This window comes from Mesorhizobium sp. WSM1293, from assembly GCF_000513875.1.
Classification (GTDB): Bacteria; Pseudomonadota; Alphaproteobacteria; order Rhizobiales; family Rhizobiaceae; genus Mesorhizobium; species Mesorhizobium ciceri.
On sequence record NZ_AZUV01000009.1, the window covers coordinates 97,324 to 113,934 of the forward strand.

Sequence of the window (16,611 nt, forward strand, 5' to 3'; positions counted from 1 at the left end):
ATGTCCAAACGCAACGCGAACCATCTGGTGTGGATCTCCAAGGCGTTCTTCGTCGCCATCGTGCTGGCGCTGACGGGATGCGCCTCCGACATCATGAAGAACTACATCGGGCAACCGGTCGAATCGGTCATTCTGGACTACGGGCCGCCGACCGCCGTCGTTGATCTCGGCCGGGGCGAGCGGGCCTATCAATGGCGGAAAATATCCACCAATGCGGTTTCCGGAAGCTCCAGCGGCGAAGTTCGCCATACAAAACACGGAACCGTCTACGAAGAAACCGAAACGCCTGGCTATATCGAGCGCCAGGAATGCTTCTATACGTTCTATGCCCGCGCCTCGGGCGGCCGATGGTTCATCACCAATTTTCGTCAACCGAAGCTGGAATGCGAATGAATTGCCACAGCGTGCCGGCTGCCTGTGACGGAGAGTGCGCATGCGCATCCTGCTGATCGAGGACGAGCCGGAAATGGCCTCGGTGCTGAAGACCGCGCTCGAGCGCCAGGACATCATCGTCGACCATGCCGCGACACTGGCGGATGCCGAAGCCGTGGCGCGGCTCGGCCACCATGACGCGGTGGTGCTGGACCGCCGGCTGCCGGATGGCGATGGCCTCAGCCTGATCCCGCGCCTGCGGGCCTTGCATCTGGACGTGCCGGTGATCGCGTTGACGGCGCTCAGCGGGCTCGACGATCGCGTGGCGGGGCTCGACGCCGGCGCCGACGACTACATGGTCAAACCGTTCGCCACGGTGGAACTGGTCGCCAGGCTCAATGCCTTGCACCGGCGTTCGTTCACCACGCGTGCCAATCAGGTGATGGTCGGCCGCCTCACCTATGACTTCCGCCATCGAGAGGCGCTTGTCGAGGATCAGGCGCTGGAACTGCCGCGGCGCGAGCGGCTGGTGCTCGAAACGCTCATCCGCAGGCCGGGGCGGACGATCATGCGCGGGGCGCTGGAAGAAGCCGTCTATGCTCTCGACGACGAGATCGGCTCCAATGCATTGGATGCGCACATTTCGCGGCTGCGTCGCAAGCTCGACGACGTCGCTGCCGGCATCGAGATCAGGGCGATCCGCAACCTCGGTTATCTCTTGCGGGCCGCCTCGTGAAGAAGCCGCGCACGCGATCGCTGCAATGGGTGCTGGTGCGGCGGATGATCCTGCTGCAGGCGGCGACGCTTCTTGTCTTCATCGTGCTGTGCGCGGCCGCGCTGTGGATCGCCGATCCACGGCTTCTTGTCGACAACGAGGCTGCCGTCGCCGCCCTCAAGGATGCCGTCGATCGTGACGGCAACGGCAGATTGATCGTCCATGAGACCGATGGGTTGCGTTCGTTTCGTGAGGGTTTCCCCAATGTCTGGTACATCATCCGCGACAACAGCGGCCAGAGCATCCGCTTCGGCAGCATACCCGACGTCTACACCAGGAATTTTGGCGATCTGCTGGGCCAGGTCGATCACGCCACCGTCGGTTTTTCCGAAGATGATTTGAGGCCGGAGGCCTATCTCGAAAGGGTTTCGACCAAGGCTGGCACGGTTCAGATCATTGCCGCGACGCGATCGTCGCGGGAAGAGACCGACGGCCTCGAAGTCACCATTTCGGCCACCATCGACGTCGCCAAGAACCCGGACGGCAGCAGGAACTGGGAGAAGGCGCTTCCCGCTCTCGCGGCCATCATCGTCATCCTGCTGCTGCCGATCGTCCTCGTCATGGGAGCCACGACCCTGGTGACGACGCCAGCCGTCGTGCGCCGGTCGTTTGCCGGCCTCGTCGACACCGTCCAGCAGGCCGCGCGCATCCACATCGGCACCCGTGCGATGCAACTGCCGGTCAAGAATGTGCCGCAGGAGATCGCGCCGCTGGTGCATGCCTTCAACCAGACGCTGGCCCGCCTCGCCCAGGGCTATGACCGGCACAACCGCTTCCTCACCGACGCCGCGCACGAACTGCGCACGCCGATCGCCATCCTGCGCACGCGCGCCGAATTGCTGAAACAGGAACCGCAAAGCGCGCGCCTGCTGCATGACATCGAGCGCCTGTCGCATCTTGCGCAGCAGCTGCTCGACCATCAACTGCTCGACCGCCCGGCGGACCAGCGCCAGATCATCGACCTCTGCGATCTTGCCAGCCGGGTTGCTGCCGACTTCGCCCCGCTTGCCATCGAAGCAGGCTACGATCTCGCCTTCGAGCCGCCAGCCAACAAGGTCCATGTCGAGATCAACGTGCTGCAGATCGAGCGGGCGCTGGCAAATCTCGTGCGCAACGCCATCGATCATGGCGGCGGTTCCGGCACGATCACCATAGCGATCGATGAAACCGGCGGCGTCGAAATCCGCGACGAAGGCCCAGGCATTCCTGCCGATGAGCACGAGAATGTTTTCGAGCCCTTCTACCGCCTGCAGCCGCAATCGCGCGGCGCGGGCCTGGGATTGAACCTTGCCCGGCAGATCGCACTGCTGCACGACGGCTCGATCCGGATAGTGGCGGGCTCCTGGCAAGGCGCCCGCCTCCGCATGGAGTTGCCGGTTCGGCCGGTGGCCGCGTGCGACAGAAATGATGGCCGACCGACGGTTGCGGCCGATCCCACTGGCTTATCTGTTTTCTAACCAATTGCCGCTATTCCCAATCGAATAGCGGGAGCAAGGCTTTGGTGGAGACGGAGAAAAACACCGCGCGACGCGGCGTCATGCTGTCGGTGGTCATCCCATGCTACAACGAGCTGGATGGCGTGGCCGAACTGCATCGGCGGGTAACGGCCGCATGCCTTGAACAAGGCCCTTCCTACGAGATCGTCCTTGTCATCGATGGCGCGACCGACGGTACGCGCGAGGCCATTCTGCAGCTGGCCGAAAAGGACGACCATGTCGTCGCCATCGACCTCGCCCGCAATTACGGCCACCAGATCGCGTTGAGCGCCGGGCTCGAATTCTGTCGCGGCCAGCGCATTCTCATTCTCGATGCCGACCTGCAGGATCCGCCTGAACTGCTCGGCGCGATGATGACGAAGATGAACGAAGGCTTCGATGTGGTCTACGGCCAGAGGCTGACGCGCGATGGCGAAAGCTGGTTCAAGCTCGCCTCCGCGTCCATGTTCTATCGTTTGCTGCGCCGCATGGTCGACGTCGATATAGCCCCGAATACCGGTGATTTCCGATTGATGAACCGTCGCGCGCTCGACCATCTGAACGCGATGCCAGAGCGTTACAGGTTCATTCGCGGCATGGTGAGCTGGATCGGGCTGAGACAGGTGGCCTTTCCCTATGAGCGGCACCGCCGCTTTGCCGGCACCACCCACTATCCGCTGAAGAAAATGCTTCTTCTGGCGGTCGACGCGATGACCAGCTTCTCCATCGTGCCCTTGCGGTTCGCCTCGCTGCTCGGAATGATGTTCGGGCTTCTGGGGCTGGTCGTGCTCGGCTACACGCTGCTCGAATGGTCGGTCGGAAACGTGTTGCCCGGCTGGACCAGCCTTGCCGCGATCGTGCTGATCCTCGGCAGCGTCCAGCTTATGGTGCTCGGAATCTTCGGCGAGTATCTCGGGCGCATGTACATGGAGACAAAGCGGCGGCCGCTCTACTTCGTCAACGAGATCGTTTCGCGCAGCCAGGCGGTGGAGGACGGCGAATTGCCGGTCCATCGCCTGCAGGAGATGGCAAAGAGGGCCGCACGTGCTTGAGGCGGAATTCGACCAGTTTGCGCGGGAATATCAGGAGCAGCATGCCGCAAGCATAAGGCTGAGCGGCGAAAACCCGGATTTCTTCGCCAGGTACAAGATCGACGACGTCGCCGCGACGCTGCGGCGGGCTGGTGTCGAACCGCGACGGATACTGGATTTCGGCGCCGGCGTCGGCAATTCGCTCGGCCATATGCGGAGCGCGTTTCCCGGCGCCGAGATCACCTTGCTCGATCCTTCGCGTGAATCGCTCGACATCGCCAGCAAGCGCTTCCCCGATCAGGCCGCCTTCACGCATTTCGACGGCAAGACAATTCCTTTTGCCGACGGCAGCTTCGACCTGGCCTTCGCGGCCTGCGTCTTCCACCATATCCCCGAGAATCTGCAGATCGGGCTGTTCGCCGAGATCGGCAGGGTCCTGGCCGATGGCGGCAGCTTCTTCGTCTTCGAACACAATCCCTGGAACCCGCTGACCACGCACGCGGTGAGGAACTGTGCCTTCGACGAAAACGCGGTTTTGATAAATTCGCGCGAGATGCGCGGGCGCATGGCCGAGGCGGGCCTTGCCAATACGAGGATCGTCTACCGGATTTTCTTTCCTCGGATGCTTGCGAGACTGAGGCCGTTCGAGCGCTTCCTCACCAAGGTACCTGTCGGAGCCCAATATTTTGCGCATGTGGTCAAGCCTGCCGTTTGACTTCCCGAGGATGCTGCGATTTGGCGCCGTCGGTCTGTTGAACATGGCGCTGGGATACGCGGTCATTCTGGCCGGGCTTGCGCTGGGTCTGGGCGACATCCTTGCCAACGCCACGGGCTATGCCGCCGGCCTTGTCCTCGGCTTCTTCCTCAACCGCCAATGGACCTTCAGCAGAGCCGATGGCTTCCAGCCCGGGACCGCGCTGCGCTACGGGGGTGTCTTTCTGGTCGCCTACAGCATCAATCTGGCCGTCGTAATCGCCGCCCGTTCAGCAGGCATCGTCGAAAACCCGCTGGTCCACCTCGCGGGAATCTGCGTCTATTCGGTGGTTTTCTATCTTGGCTCGGCCCGCTTCGTGTTTGTGGGACGTGGGGACGACAGCACCGACCGCACAGTTCGGGTGGCCGACAAGCCTCGGCGGCAGCCCGCCAATCCAACACCTTGAACCCAACTGTCACCGGAACCGATTAGAGGCGGCGCACCCATGAACGACGCTCAGGCCAGTGCGGAGGCCGCGACGTACAACGAGCGGAACAGGCTGATCTTCTGCCTGCTCGCCGCCTTGGCGATGGCGGGTGCGTTGGGTGCCCAGGCAGGCGCCACCCTGCAGGATCCCGACAGCTGGTGGCAAGTGAAGGTCGGTCTGGATTTCCTGACTAACCGGACATTTCCGACCGTCGATCCCTATTCCTACACGTTTGCAGGCCAGCCCTGGATTGCCAAGGAATGGCTGGGACAGGTCCTGCTGGCTCTTGCCTACCGGGCGGGCGGCTGGAACGGGGTCGTCACCGCGATCATCGCCTCGATCTCCCTGACGGTTTTCCTGATGGGGTGGTTTCTCAGCGCATGGCTGAAACCGATCTTGGCGATTACACTGGCCTTCGCGGCGGTGTTCCTGATCAACCCGATCTTCACGGCGCGTCCGCATGTCTTCACCTTCCCGATCATCGTCATCTGGACGGCGGTGCTCTTCGGTGCGGCAAGGGAAGAACGGGCGCCGCCCTGGTGGCTGCTTGTGCTGGTCGTGTTATGGGCGAACCTGCACGCCACCTTCACCTTGAGCTTCGTCATCGCGGCTTTCGCCGGTCTCGATCTGCTGGCGCGCACGGGCCTGTCAAAACCGGCCCTGCTGGCGAAGTGGATCGCGTTCGGCCTGCTTTGCCCGCTGGTCAGCCTGATCCACCCGTACGGCGTCCAGGCCATCCTGGCGACGCTCGCCGTGGCTTACGGCAATGAGGCAGTGTCGCTGATCATGGAATGGAAACCGTTCAATCCGCCGGACAGTCCCGTCCAGGAAGCGGTGATGCTGCTGGCGCTTTTCGGGCTATTGGTGTCCCGATTGCGAATTGGCTGGGCCAAGGCGTTGTTCGTCGTCTTCACCTTGCATGTCTATCTCGCCCATGTGCGCTTCATGTACCTGTTCTTCCTGCTGATTCCGCTGGTGATGGCGGCCGAGGTCGCACAGCAATATCCCTCGCTTTCAGCCACCGCTTGGCTGGCCGAAAAGCGCGACGGGCTGGAGAGATTCTTAGCCAGACGGTTCTACGCCATCTGCGGCACGGCAGCCGTTCTGCTGATCGGCGGGGTCGCTGTGCTCGGCAGCGTCTATCAGGTAGCGCCAAGTCCGAAGACATCGGCCAGCGGGGCGCTGGCATTCGCGCAAAGCCATCATCTATCCGGCAATGTGCTGAATTCCTACAATTTCGGTGGCACGCTGATTTTCCACGGGTTCAAGACCTATATCGATGGACGGACGGACCAACTGTTCCTGGGCGGTTTCACAAAGAGCGACAACGACACCGGACGCGGCGACGGCAAGCCGCTCCTCGAAGCCCGCCTGAAGAAATACGCAATAGATTGGGCGCTGCTGTCGGCCGACGACAGCCGGATTCCCTTCTTCGACCAGTTGGGCTGGAAACGGGCCTACTCGGACGATTACGCGGTAATCTATCTGCCCGGCGCCTGATCCTGTGCGTTCCTGGCGGATTTCGCGACAGCCAATATATGCCTTGACACCCATGTTGCAGCGCAGCAAAATTGCTGCCTGAGGGTAAGCCAGTGACATCGACGAGCCGGAATTTTCAGCACGACCGAAGGCATCGCCGCATGAGCGTGTCGGGTGCGGCCGCACGGATCATGGTGGTCGCGCGCGAGCCGGCCGGATGAACTACCGGCGCGACATCGACGGCCTGCGGGCCGTTGCGGTGCTGCCCGTCGTGCTCTTCCATTTCGGCGTGTCCGCCATTCCTGGCGGCTTCACCGGTGTCGACATCTTCTTCGTCATATCGGGCTATCTGATCAGCGGCAGCCTGCTCGATGATCTTGAGCGGGGCCAGTTCTCGATCGGCCGCTTTTACTGGCGCCGCGCCCGGCGCATCCTACCGGCGCTGACTTTCGTCATCCTGCTCGCGAGCATTGCCGCCTGGTTCATCCTTCTGCCTTCGGATCTCCACGAATTCAGCCTTAGCGTGATTGCCGCCTCGACCTTCTGGTCGAATATCTATTTCTGGAAAACGACGAACTATTTCTCCATCGACGCAGAACTGCGGCCGCTCCTGCACACATGGTCGCTTTCGGTGGAAGAGCAGTATTATATCTTCGCGCCGATCCTGCTTTATCTGATCCACCGATACGTCTCGAAGCGCTGGCTGACGGTACTTCTGCCGATGGCCGTCGGCAGCTTTGCCCTGGCAGTCATAGCAACCTCGCTGGCACCGACGGCAGGCTTCTATCTCTTGCCGACGCGCATATGGGAGCTGGCGCTGGGCGCCATGCTGATGTTGCGCAAGCCTCCGGTCCCAGCCGGTCGGCTGGCGGTGGAGCTGATCGGCCTCGCCGGCTTTGCCCTGATTGCGTTTGGCTTTGTGATGATTTCGGACAGCGATCCGTTTCCCGGCTACAATGCCCTATTCCCCTGCATCGGAACAGCACTGCTGATCTATGCCGGCCAGGATAACGCCGACAGGCCGGCACCTGTCGCCACTCGCGTGCTTCGGTTGGCGCCGCTGGTCTGGGTCGGCCTGATTTCCTATTCGCTTTACCTCGTCCACTGGCCGATCAACTCGTTCGTCCATTATCTCTCGCTGAAGACCGTCGGTGTGCCAACGATTGTCGCGATGACGGTGGCCAGTTTCGCCCTGGCGGCATTCTCCTGGAAATATATCGAGCAGCCCTTCCGCCAGAAACGAGCCTATACCGCACCGCTGCCTATCTTCGCCTTTTCGGCGACGGCCATCGCGCTGCTGTGCGCCGGTGGTTTGGCCGGAGCACTGGGCAACGGTTTCCCGCAACGGTTCCCGGACTTCTCGACCGAACGTATCCGGGTCGGCGACTGGCGCAACGGCATCTGCTTCAACGAAAACGGGACCCGCATCGAAGACTGGAATCTCGCCGACTGCACCCGTACAACGGGCTTTGCCACCGATGTGCTGCTGTGGGGCGATTCTTTCGCTGCCCATTATGTATCGGGACTTGAGCCCAACGCCCAGAAAATCCAGGCCAATGTCATCCAATACACCTATGCCGGCTGTCCGCCCGACCTGACCTATTTTTCCTATGCTCGGCCCGCCTGCACCCGCTTCAACGAACGGGCCTTGTCGATCATTCGCGACGCAAACATCCAGGCGGTGATCCTGAGCGGCCGATGGACCGACTACCAGGCCAAGGGCTTCGCCGGCCTGCAGAAGACGATCGACCGGCTTCGCGAGATGGGGGTCAAGGTCTATACCGTCGGCCAGTCTCCGGAATTCATCGCCGACGTCCAGAAGATCGCTTTCTTGGTGAAGCGGGAGCATGCCGGAACCACGTCCTGGCCTATGGCTATGGATCCGGGCATCAACGCACGGGTTCTGCCGTTCACCAAAGGGGCCGATTTCATAGATCCGCTGACGTATCTGTGCGACTCGGCCGGTTGTTCATACGCCGACGCCAAGACCAATGAATTTCTCTACTTCGACTATGGCCACTTCTCTTCCGCCGGCGCGACGCTGGCCATCTCGAAATACTGGCCAAGTTTCGCCACCAGCGACAAGGCCGCGAAGGCAAACCGGCAATTCACGGCCGCAGGCGCGCCGTGATCCGCAGCACGACGGCGTCGTGCCGAAACGGACCGCTTTGCGATTGCCCGAAGGCCAACCCTCATGCTAACGAGGGCGCACGCGGGTATGATGTAATGGTAGCTTGTCAGCTTCCCAAGCTGAACGCGCGGGTTCGATTCCCGCTACCCGCTCCAGTCTAAGGCGTCAGAACCATTTCAGCGCCTGCCTGTTCGTCGAACACAACCGAGCAGCCTCTCGCCAGCGCCACCGTTGCGAGGGCGTTTGCCGCCGCGTCATCCGATGAAACGAAATCGCCGGTCAACACCCGCAATTCTTCCACGCCTTCAGCCATGGACACGAAATTGCCGACCGATCGATCGTGCTTGCAGGCCTCGATCACGCAAAGCAGGTCGATGATTTCGAAGCTGCGCATGTTCAGCCTCCAGAAGAAATCGTCCCTTGCAAGATCATGAACGCATCGGCGGGAAATAATGTTCCCAGTGCGCTTTCGCTGGCCTCGGCCTGGCGGCGCTTTCGCCGGAGAAGCTTACCTGATCCAGCCATCATCCCACTTCCCTCAGAATGAAGTCGTGCAGCATCTTGGCGGCCGGCGACAGCGCGCGATTCCTCACCGTGATCAGGCTGTAGGGCCTGACCTCGATGTCGAATTCGGTCTGGACGACGTCGATGGCGCCGGCCAGCCCGTCAGGGTTCTGGATGAATTTCGCCACCTGGACAGAGACCGGTGCGATGGCATCGGATTGCGCGACCATGACCAGGGTCAGGAGCAGCGAACTGGTGTTCAGGATACGGTCCGGCAAAGCGATGTTGCGGTTGAGGAAGTTGCTCTCCATCGCCTGGCGCAAGGGCGAGCCGCCAGACTGAAAGACCCAGTCATAGGCGGCGGTGTCTTCCAGCCGCACCACGCTGCCCCTGGTGAGCGGGTGGCCACGGCGCACGATCAGGCAGGCTTTCTCGACGCCGATGACGCGCGACTCGAACAGCCGCGGATTGAGGTCGTCCGGGATGCGCGCGATGATGAAGTCATGGCGCGTGGCGATCAGCTCGCGTGCCAGCACATTGGAGGTCTCGACCTGCATGGTGATCTCGATGCGCGGATAGATGCGGCGGATTTCACGAATTGCCGGCACCGCCAGCTCGATTGCCGGCGCGGTCACGGCACCCAGGAAAACCGAACCACCCTTGCCCGCCTTGAGCTCGGAAATCTCGCGGTCGACCTCGCGCATCTCCAGCAGGATCGAGCGCGCGCGCCTGGCCAAAGCCTTGCCGTATGGCGTCAAGGTGATGCCGCGCGGCAGCCTCTCGCACAGCTTGACCTCCAGCACCGCCTCCATCTCCGCGATCATGCGCGAGGCCGCCGGCTGCGAAATGTTCAGAACCTGGGCTGCCGCGCTGACCCGGCCATGGTCGTCGAGCGCGACGATCATGCGCATGTGACGCAGACTGAGACCGCTGCGCAGCAGGGTTTCGCCATCGCCCGGTGCTTCTCTGTAACCATCTGAAGCTGTTGTCGGATTCGCTGGCCGCGCCATCGCTTTCCCTGCCTTCTGCTCGTGTACGACCGACATCGGGGTCAGCCCGTCACGTCGCAATACATATACCAACCATGATATAGCAACCATCAAAGATCGCATTTGACAGTTATGGCAAAGACCCACACCCTCCGCGCGTTCCAAGACGTGACGGTCGCCGACGAGAAAAATCGTATCGATTGAATCAGCGTCTCGGGGCCATGGGAGGATACCGGAGATCGATATGACGGCAGCGGTGCCTTGGCGCTTCTGCACGATTGCGCNGCCCGCGACCCCCGGGGTGCCGCGTCCATCAAACAGGGAGAGTTAAAGTGAAAATCATCAAGACACTGGCCGCCGTCGCGGCCCTTGGCATCGCTGCCATGACCTACTCGGCGCACGCAGCCGACAAGGGTCTCGTCGGCGTGCTGATGCCGACCAAGACCTCGCAGCGCTGGATCAATGACGGCGATGCCGTCAAGTCCCAGCTCGAGGCTCTCGGCTACACCGTCGACCTGCAATACGCGCAGGACGACATCCCCAACCAGCTCAGCCAGCTGGAAAACGAAATCACCAAAGGCCCGAAGGCGCTGATCATCGCTTCGATCGACGGCACCACCCTGTCGGATGCTCTGCAGAAGGCCGCTGACGCGGGCGTCGTCGTCGTCGCCTATGACCGCCTGATCAAGAAGACCGCCAATGTCGACTACTACACCACCTTCGACAATTTCGGCGTCGGCGTGATCCAGGCGAATTCGCTGGTCAAGGGCCTCAAGGAACGCTTCCCGAACACCAAGCCGTGGAACGTCGAACTGTTCGGCGGCTCGCCCGACGACAACAACGCCTTCTTCTTCTACAATGGCGCCATCTCCGTCCTGCAGCCGCTGATCGACGACGGCTCGATCAAGATCAAGTCCGGCCAGACCGGCATGGACAAGGTCGGCACGCTGCGTTGGCTCGCCGCCACCGCCCAGGCACGCATGGACAATCTGCTGTCGGCCAACTATTCGGATGGCAGCCGCGTCGATGGCGTTCTTTCGCCCTATGACGGCCTGTCGCGCGGCATCACCGCCTCGCTGCGCGCCGTCGGCTACGGCACCGAGGCTCAGCCTTGGCCAATCGTGACCGGTCAGGACGCCGAGACCGCTTCGGTCAAGCTGATCATCTCGGGCGAGCAGTACTCGACCGTGTTCAAGGACACCCGCGAACTGGCCAAGGCCACCGTCGAGCTCGTCGACAAGGTGCTCTCGGGCGGCAAGCCGGACGGACTCGATGAAAAGACCTACAACAACGACGTCAAGGTCGTTCCCTCGATCCTGTTGACGCCGCATGAAGTCGACAAGTCGAACTACCAGGCGCTGGTCGTCGACTCCGGCTACATCAAGGCCGACGAACTGAAGTAATCCCGGTTACAAAGTCAGGGGGTCCTGCGCAACGCAGGGCCCCTTTTCGTTCACCAGCGAGCCCGGTATTGTCACCGACCTCGCCGGCAATGTTTGCCGAGCTCTCAAGGAGCGGTAGTCCCCATGGCCCCGACGATTTTGGAGATGCGCGACATCACCAAGACGTTTCCCGGCGTGAAGGCGCTGTCGAACGTCAATCTCAGCGTCGAGGAAGGCGAGATCCACGCCGTGGTCGGCGAAAACGGCGCCGGCAAGTCGACGCTGATGAAGGTGCTGTCGGGCGTCTATCCCTCCGGCACCTATGACGGCCAGATCATCTTCCAAGGCCAGGAATGCCAGTTCAAGGGCATCCAGGACAGCGAACACAAGGGTATCGTCATCATCCACCAGGAGCTAGCGCTGGTGCCGATGCTGTCGATCGCCGAAAACATCTTCCTCGGCAACGAGCACGCGAAATTCGGCGTCATCGACTGGGATGCCAACGAGGCGCGCACCGCCGCCCTGTTGAAGAAGGTGGGCCTCAAGGAGGACCCCAAGACACTGATCACCAATATCGGCGTCGGCAAGCAGCAATTGGTCGAAATCGCCAAGGCGCTGAGCAAGGACGTCAAGCTTTTGATCCTCGATGAGCCGACAGCGTCGCTCAGCGAGAAGGACAGCCAGGCGCTGCTCGACCTGCTGCTCGAATTCAAGCGGCAAGGCATGACCTCGATCCTGATCTCGCACAAGCTCAACGAGATCAACCGGGTCGCCGACAAGGTCACCGTCATCCGTGACGGACGCACCATCGAGACGCTGGCCAAGAAAGATATCTCGGAAGACCGCATCATCACCTCGATGGTCGGCCGTTCGCTCGACGACCGCTATCCGCCGCGTGAGCCCAAGATCGGCGAGATCGTGTTCGAGGTGAAGAACTGGTCGGTCTATCATCCGCTCCATGCCGAGCGGCAGGTGATCAAGGGCATCGACATCAATGTGCGCAAGGGCGAGGTGGTCGGCATTGCCGGGCTGATGGGCGCCGGGCGCACCGAATTCGCCATGAGCCTGTTCGGCCGCTCCTACGGCCGCCGCATCACAGGCGAGGTGCTGCTCAAGGGCAAGCCGATCGATGTGTCCTCGGTAAGCAAGGCGGTCCAACACGGCATCGCCTACGTCACCGAGGATCGCAAGACCTACGGGCTCAACCTCATCGACCATATCAAGCACAACATCACGCTGGCCAATCTCGGCGGCGTGGCCCGCCACAGCGTGATCGACGACATGCGCGAGCTCGCCGTCGCCAACGACTATCGCAAGAAGACCAATATCCGTGCGTCCAGCGTCTATCAGATGACCGGCAATCTTTCCGGCGGCAACCAGCAGAAGGTGGTGCTGTCGAAATGGCTGTTTGCCGACCCTGACGTGCTGATCCTGGACGAGCCGACACGCGGCATCGATGTCGGCGCCAAGTATGAAATCTACACGATCATCGCGCGCCTTGCCTCGGAGGGTAAGGCGATCGTGGTCATCTCGTCGGAAATGCCGGAATTGCTCGGCATTACCGACCGCATCTACGTCATGAACGAAGGGCGCATGGTGGGCGAAATGCCGGCGGCGGAAGCAAGCCAGGAAAAAATAATGCGCGCCATCGTCCGGGGAGAAGGAAAAGCAGCATGAGCACCGAAACCGCCCCCGCCCCGCAGGGCAATGTCGCCGAGGAACAGCGCCCGCGCATCGCCGTCTCGGCGCTGGCGACGAACCTGCGCGAATACGGTCTGATTATCGCGCTGATCGTCATCATGCTGTTCTTCCAGTTCACCACGTCGGGAACGCTGTTCAAACCGGTGAACCTGAGCAATCTGGTGCAGCAGAACTCCTTCATTATCGTGATGGCGCTGGGCATGCTGCTGGTGATCGTATCGGGCTATATCGACCTCAGCGTCGGGTCGGTCGCCGGCTTCATCGGCGCGCTGGCGGCAAACATGATGGTCATCTGGCAGCTGGGACCGCTCAGCAATCCGCTGGTGGTTTCGATCGTCTGCCTGGTTGCGGGTGGCTTGATCGGCGCCGCGCAAGGCTATTGGATCGCCTATCACCGGATACCGAGCTTCATTGTGACGCTGGCCGGCATGCTGATCTTCCGCGGCATCTGCCAGGCGCTGCTCGGCGGCGGCTCTTCGGTCGGCCCGCTTCCGGACGACTTCAAAATGCTCAGCTCCGGCTTCATCCCTGATGTGATCGGCCCGCTGACGCTCGTCCCGCCGGTGGTGAACGCGGCCGGCAAGACCATCCTGGGCAGCGGCGTGACCCTGCACATGACGACAGTCGTGCTCGGCCTGATCGCCGTGCTGGCCTATGCCTATTTCGGGGTGAGGACGCGTCGCAAGCGCGAACGCCATGGCTATGAGGCCGAGCCCTTTGCCCTGTTCGTCGTCAAGACGCTGGTCGCCAGCGCCCTGGCGCTGTTCCTGGTCTATGAGTTCGCCAGCTACAGAGGCCTGCCGGTCGTGCTGCTCGTCATGGGCGTGCTGATCTCGCTGTTCGTCTTCGTCACCAAGCGCATGACCATCGGCCGCCGTATCTACGCCATGGGCGGCAATGCCAAGGCCGCGCAGCTGTCAGGCATCAACACCGAGCGGCTGACGCTCATGGTGTTCATCAATATGGGCGTGCTGTCGGCGCTCGGCGGCCTGATCATCGCGGCGCGACTGGGACAGGCGGTGCCGGCCGCGGGCCTCGGCAGCGAGCTCGACGTCATCGCCGCCGTCTTCATCGGCGGCGCCTCGGCGATGGGCGGCGTCGGTCAGGTCATCGGCGCGGTGGTCGGCGGCTTCATCATGGGCGTGATGAACAACGGCATGTCGATCATGGGCGTCAATGTCGACTGGCAGCAGGTGGTCAAAGGCCTGGTGCTGCTCGGCGCCGTGATCTTCGACGTCTACAACAAGAACAAGGCTTGAACGGACTTAAGAGCAATTCCAGGAAAAGTGTGAAACGGTTTTCCGCCCGGAATTGCGCCAAGACAATGAGTTAGAGCGGTTCGCCGTTTCCGTGAAACGGTGAACTGCTCTGGTCGAGGAAAGCAGGAGGCATACGATCGCGACGCTGCCGGCAACCCGCCGGTAACAGAAGTCCCTGAGGGACCAGGCCCGCGAGCGCAATCCGAACTGAGAATTTAAACCGTGGCATGGACGAGGTCCCGGCCGCGCTGAGCAAGGTTTGCCGTTTTGGCAGCCCTGCCAAGGCAAATGAGAGAGGATTCATCATGCTGATCTCCCAGATCCTTGACGACGCCGAGACCATCCGCGTCGTCGCCCGCAATGGCGGCAAGACCCGGATCATCAATGGCGCCCGCAGCGTCTATTCGCTGGCGATGGAGGCCGCCCGCACCGGCGTCGGCCTCGTCGCGCTGATCGAACGCAAGGGGCTTGGCGAGACGGTCGATCTCGAGGCCGCTTACAAGAAGGGGCGGCTGCTGTCGCCGATCAATCACCCCGATCCGGCGCATCTGCACCTGACCGGCACCGGGCTGACGCATCTCGGCTCCGCCGCGACGCGCGATTCCATGCACAAGAAGCTGAGCGCCGACGGCGAGGAGCAGCTCACCGATTCCATGAAGATGTTTCGCATGGGGCTGGAGGGCGGCAAGCCGGCGAAAGGCCAGATCGGCGTGCAGCCGGAATGGTTCTACAAAGGCAACGGCACGATGGCGGTGGCGCCAGGCGCCGCACTCCTGTCACCGGCCTTTGCCAAGGACGCCGGCGAAGAGCCCGAAGTCGCCGGCATCTATGTCATCGGCGACGACGGCGCACCTTTCCGCGTCGGCTTCACGCTGTCGAACGAGTTTTCCGACCACGTCACCGAGCGCGTGAACTATCTGTTCCTCGCGCATTCCAAGCTGCGCAACGCCTCGTTCGGGCCGGAGATCCTGATCGGCGACCTGCCGTCCGACATCCGCGGCACCTCGCGCATCGTGCGCGACAGCGAGGTGCTGTGGGAGAAGCCGTTCCTGTCCGGCGAAGCGAACATGTCGCACACCATCGCCAACCTCGAACATCATCATTTCAAATACGCGGCCTTCCGCCAGCCGGGTGACGTGCATGTGCACATGTTCGGCACGGCGACACTGTCCTTCGCCGACGGCATCACGACCGAGGCCGGCGATGTCTTCGAGATCGAGGCCGGGGATTTCGGCCTGCCGCTGCGCAACCCGCTTGAGATCGAGCAGCCGGTGAAGGTGGCTGTGAAGGCGCTTTGAGAGCGCGCCTTTCCTTCTCCCCAAGTGGGAGGTGGATCGGCGCGTTAGCGCCGAGACGGATGAGGGGTGTTCCAGCGGAGTGAAACGTTGGCGTTCCCTGGAACACCCCTCATCCGTCGCCTCCGGCGACACCTTCTCCCACAAGGGGAGAAGGAAAAAGGCGCCTCTGCCTCAATAGATATCGAAGTCGAAATACTTGGCCTGGATCTTCTTGTAGGTGCCGTCGGCGACGATCGCGTCGATGGCCGCGTTGAGCTTGTCGCGCAGGGCCGTGTCGTCCAGGCGCACGGCGATGCCGGCCTGGGTCTCGGTACCCTTGACGTCGCCGACCAGCTTGCAGCAGCCGTCGCTTGCCTTCTTCAGCCAGTCCATCAGCACGAACTTGTCCGAGATCACGGCGTCAAGACGACCGTTGGTCAGGTCGGTGATCGCCTCTTCCTGGGTGGGATAGAGTTTGGCCTCCGCGCCCGCCTTGCCATATTCATTCTGGGCATAGTCGGCTTGCGTGGTCGAAGCCTGGGCACCGACCGTCTTGCCGGCAAGGGCCGCCGGTTCGGTCGAGGTGAGATCGGTGTCCTTCGGCGCCACCAGAGCCAGCGGTGTCGTATAATATTTGTTGGTGAAGGCGACCTGCTTCTTGCGCTCTTCGGTGATGCTCATCGAGGCGATGATGGCGTCGAACTTCTTGGCCTGCAAAGCGGGAATGATGCCGTCCCAGTCCTGGGTAACGATCTCGCATTCGACCTTCATCTGCGCGCACAGCGCATTGGCGATGTCGATGTCGAAGCCTTCCACCTTGCCGTCAGCGGTGATGGTGTTGAACGGCGGATAGGCGCCCTCGGTGCCGATCTTGATTTTCTCCGCCGCCTGCACCGACGGAGAGCCGGCCAGCATTGCCAGCATGGCAGCGCCCGCCGCCGATATGACCCATTTCGAAAATCGCATTTTCTTGGTTCCCCTTGAACGCCGCCAGCTTGACGGGCGGCAAGGCAGCCAAGCATGCCGAACCGGCACAGGCAAGTATTTTGCCTTGG

At 62.0% G+C, this 16,611-nt stretch carries 15 protein-coding genes and 1 tRNA gene; 13 read left to right on the plus strand and 3 right to left on the minus strand.

Annotation, left to right across the window (positions count from 1 at the left end; translation table 11 throughout):
• From M729_RS0112210 to M729_RS0112250, 9 genes are all read left to right on the plus strand, one after another.
• The gene (locus tag M729_RS0112210; RefSeq protein WP_024503146.1) at positions 1 to 393 is read left to right on the plus strand and encodes a hypothetical protein; all 393 of its coding nucleotides are present in this window, start codon (positions 1 to 3) and stop codon (positions 391 to 393) included.
• Positions 394 to 433: 40 nt separating this feature from the next.
• The gene (locus tag M729_RS0112215) at positions 434 to 1,108 is read left to right on the plus strand and encodes a response regulator transcription factor (RefSeq protein ID WP_013533623.1); all 675 of its coding nucleotides are present in this window, start codon (positions 434 to 436) and stop codon (positions 1,106 to 1,108) included.
• Positions 1,105 to 2,604, plus strand: coding sequence for a HAMP domain-containing sensor histidine kinase (locus tag M729_RS01000000134950; RefSeq protein WP_032808343.1), 1,500 nt, complete (start codon positions 1,105 to 1,107; stop codon positions 2,602 to 2,604). Before M729_RS0112215 ends, M729_RS01000000134950 begins: the two co-directional genes overlap by 4 nt.
• Positions 2,605 to 2,684: 80 nt before the next feature.
• Positions 2,685 to 3,674: a glycosyltransferase family 2 protein gene (locus tag M729_RS0112225; RefSeq protein ID WP_196815397.1), complete on the plus strand. Its 990-nt coding sequence runs from the start codon at positions 2,685 to 2,687 to the stop codon at positions 3,672 to 3,674.
• Positions 3,667 to 4,368 carry a class I SAM-dependent methyltransferase gene (locus tag M729_RS0112230; RefSeq protein WP_024503149.1) on the plus strand — a complete coding sequence of 234 codons (702 nt, stop codon included), beginning with the start codon at positions 3,667 to 3,669 and terminating at the stop codon, positions 4,366 to 4,368. Before M729_RS0112225 ends, M729_RS0112230 begins: the two co-directional genes overlap by 8 nt.
• A complete protein-coding gene (locus tag M729_RS01000000134955; protein WP_032808347.1) occupies positions 4,346 to 4,813 on the plus strand; it encodes a GtrA family protein in 468 nt (155 codons plus the stop codon). The genes M729_RS0112230 and M729_RS01000000134955 overlap by 23 nt, the downstream gene beginning before the upstream one ends.
• A gap of 39 nt (positions 4,814 to 4,852) precedes the next feature.
• The gene (locus tag M729_RS0112240) at positions 4,853 to 6,334 is read left to right on the plus strand and encodes a hypothetical protein (protein ID WP_027161712.1); all 1,482 of its coding nucleotides are present in this window, start codon (positions 4,853 to 4,855) and stop codon (positions 6,332 to 6,334) included.
• A 196-nt stretch (positions 6,335 to 6,530) separates the two neighbouring features.
• The gene (locus M729_RS0112245; protein WP_027161713.1) at positions 6,531 to 8,444 is read left to right on the plus strand and encodes an acyltransferase family protein; all 1,914 of its coding nucleotides are present in this window, start codon (positions 6,531 to 6,533) and stop codon (positions 8,442 to 8,444) included.
• A gap of 81 nt (positions 8,445 to 8,525) precedes the next feature.
• Positions 8,526 to 8,599 (plus strand) — tRNA-Gly (locus M729_RS0112250).
• Between the two features lie 2 nt (positions 8,600 to 8,601).
• Here M729_RS0112250 and M729_RS0112255 read toward each other — a convergent pair.
• Positions 8,602 to 8,838 (minus strand): hypothetical protein, encoded by a 237-nt coding sequence (locus M729_RS0112255; RefSeq protein WP_024503153.1) that lies wholly within the window; start codon positions 8,836 to 8,838, stop codon positions 8,602 to 8,604.
• 130 nt (positions 8,839 to 8,968) lie between these two features.
• On the minus strand, positions 8,969 to 9,958 hold the full coding sequence (locus M729_RS0112260) for a LysR family transcriptional regulator (protein ID WP_027161714.1): 990 nt from the start codon (positions 9,956 to 9,958) through the stop codon (positions 8,969 to 8,971).
• 311 nt (positions 9,959 to 10,269) lie between these two features.
• Here M729_RS0112260 and chvE point away from each other — a divergent pair, with 311 nt between their 5' ends.
• From chvE to araD1, 4 genes are all read left to right on the plus strand, one after another.
• Positions 10,270 to 11,340 (plus strand): multiple monosaccharide ABC transporter substrate-binding protein, encoded by a 1,071-nt coding sequence (gene chvE / locus M729_RS0112265; RefSeq protein WP_027161715.1) that lies wholly within the window; start codon positions 10,270 to 10,272, stop codon positions 11,338 to 11,340.
• A 123-nt stretch (positions 11,341 to 11,463) separates the two neighbouring features.
• Entirely contained in the window at positions 11,464 to 12,996 is a 1,533-nt protein-coding gene (mmsA, locus tag M729_RS0112270) for a multiple monosaccharide ABC transporter ATP-binding protein (protein WP_027161716.1), read from the plus strand.
• Positions 12,993 to 14,279, plus strand: coding sequence for a multiple monosaccharide ABC transporter permease (gene mmsB, locus M729_RS0112275; RefSeq protein ID WP_027161717.1), 1,287 nt, complete (start codon positions 12,993 to 12,995; stop codon positions 14,277 to 14,279). Before mmsA ends, mmsB begins: the two co-directional genes overlap by 4 nt.
• A gap of 305 nt (positions 14,280 to 14,584) precedes the next feature.
• Positions 14,585 to 15,577: an AraD1 family protein gene (araD1, locus tag M729_RS0112280; protein ID WP_013533635.1), complete on the plus strand. Its 993-nt coding sequence runs from the start codon at positions 14,585 to 14,587 to the stop codon at positions 15,575 to 15,577.
• Positions 15,578 to 15,748: 171 nt separating this feature from the next.
• On the opposite strand, the gene M729_RS0112285 is transcribed toward araD1, so the two are convergent.
• Positions 15,749 to 16,522, minus strand: coding sequence for an ABC transporter substrate-binding protein (locus M729_RS0112285; RefSeq protein WP_050596217.1), 774 nt, complete (start codon positions 16,520 to 16,522; stop codon positions 15,749 to 15,751).
• Positions 16,523 to 16,611: the final 89 nt, after the last annotated feature.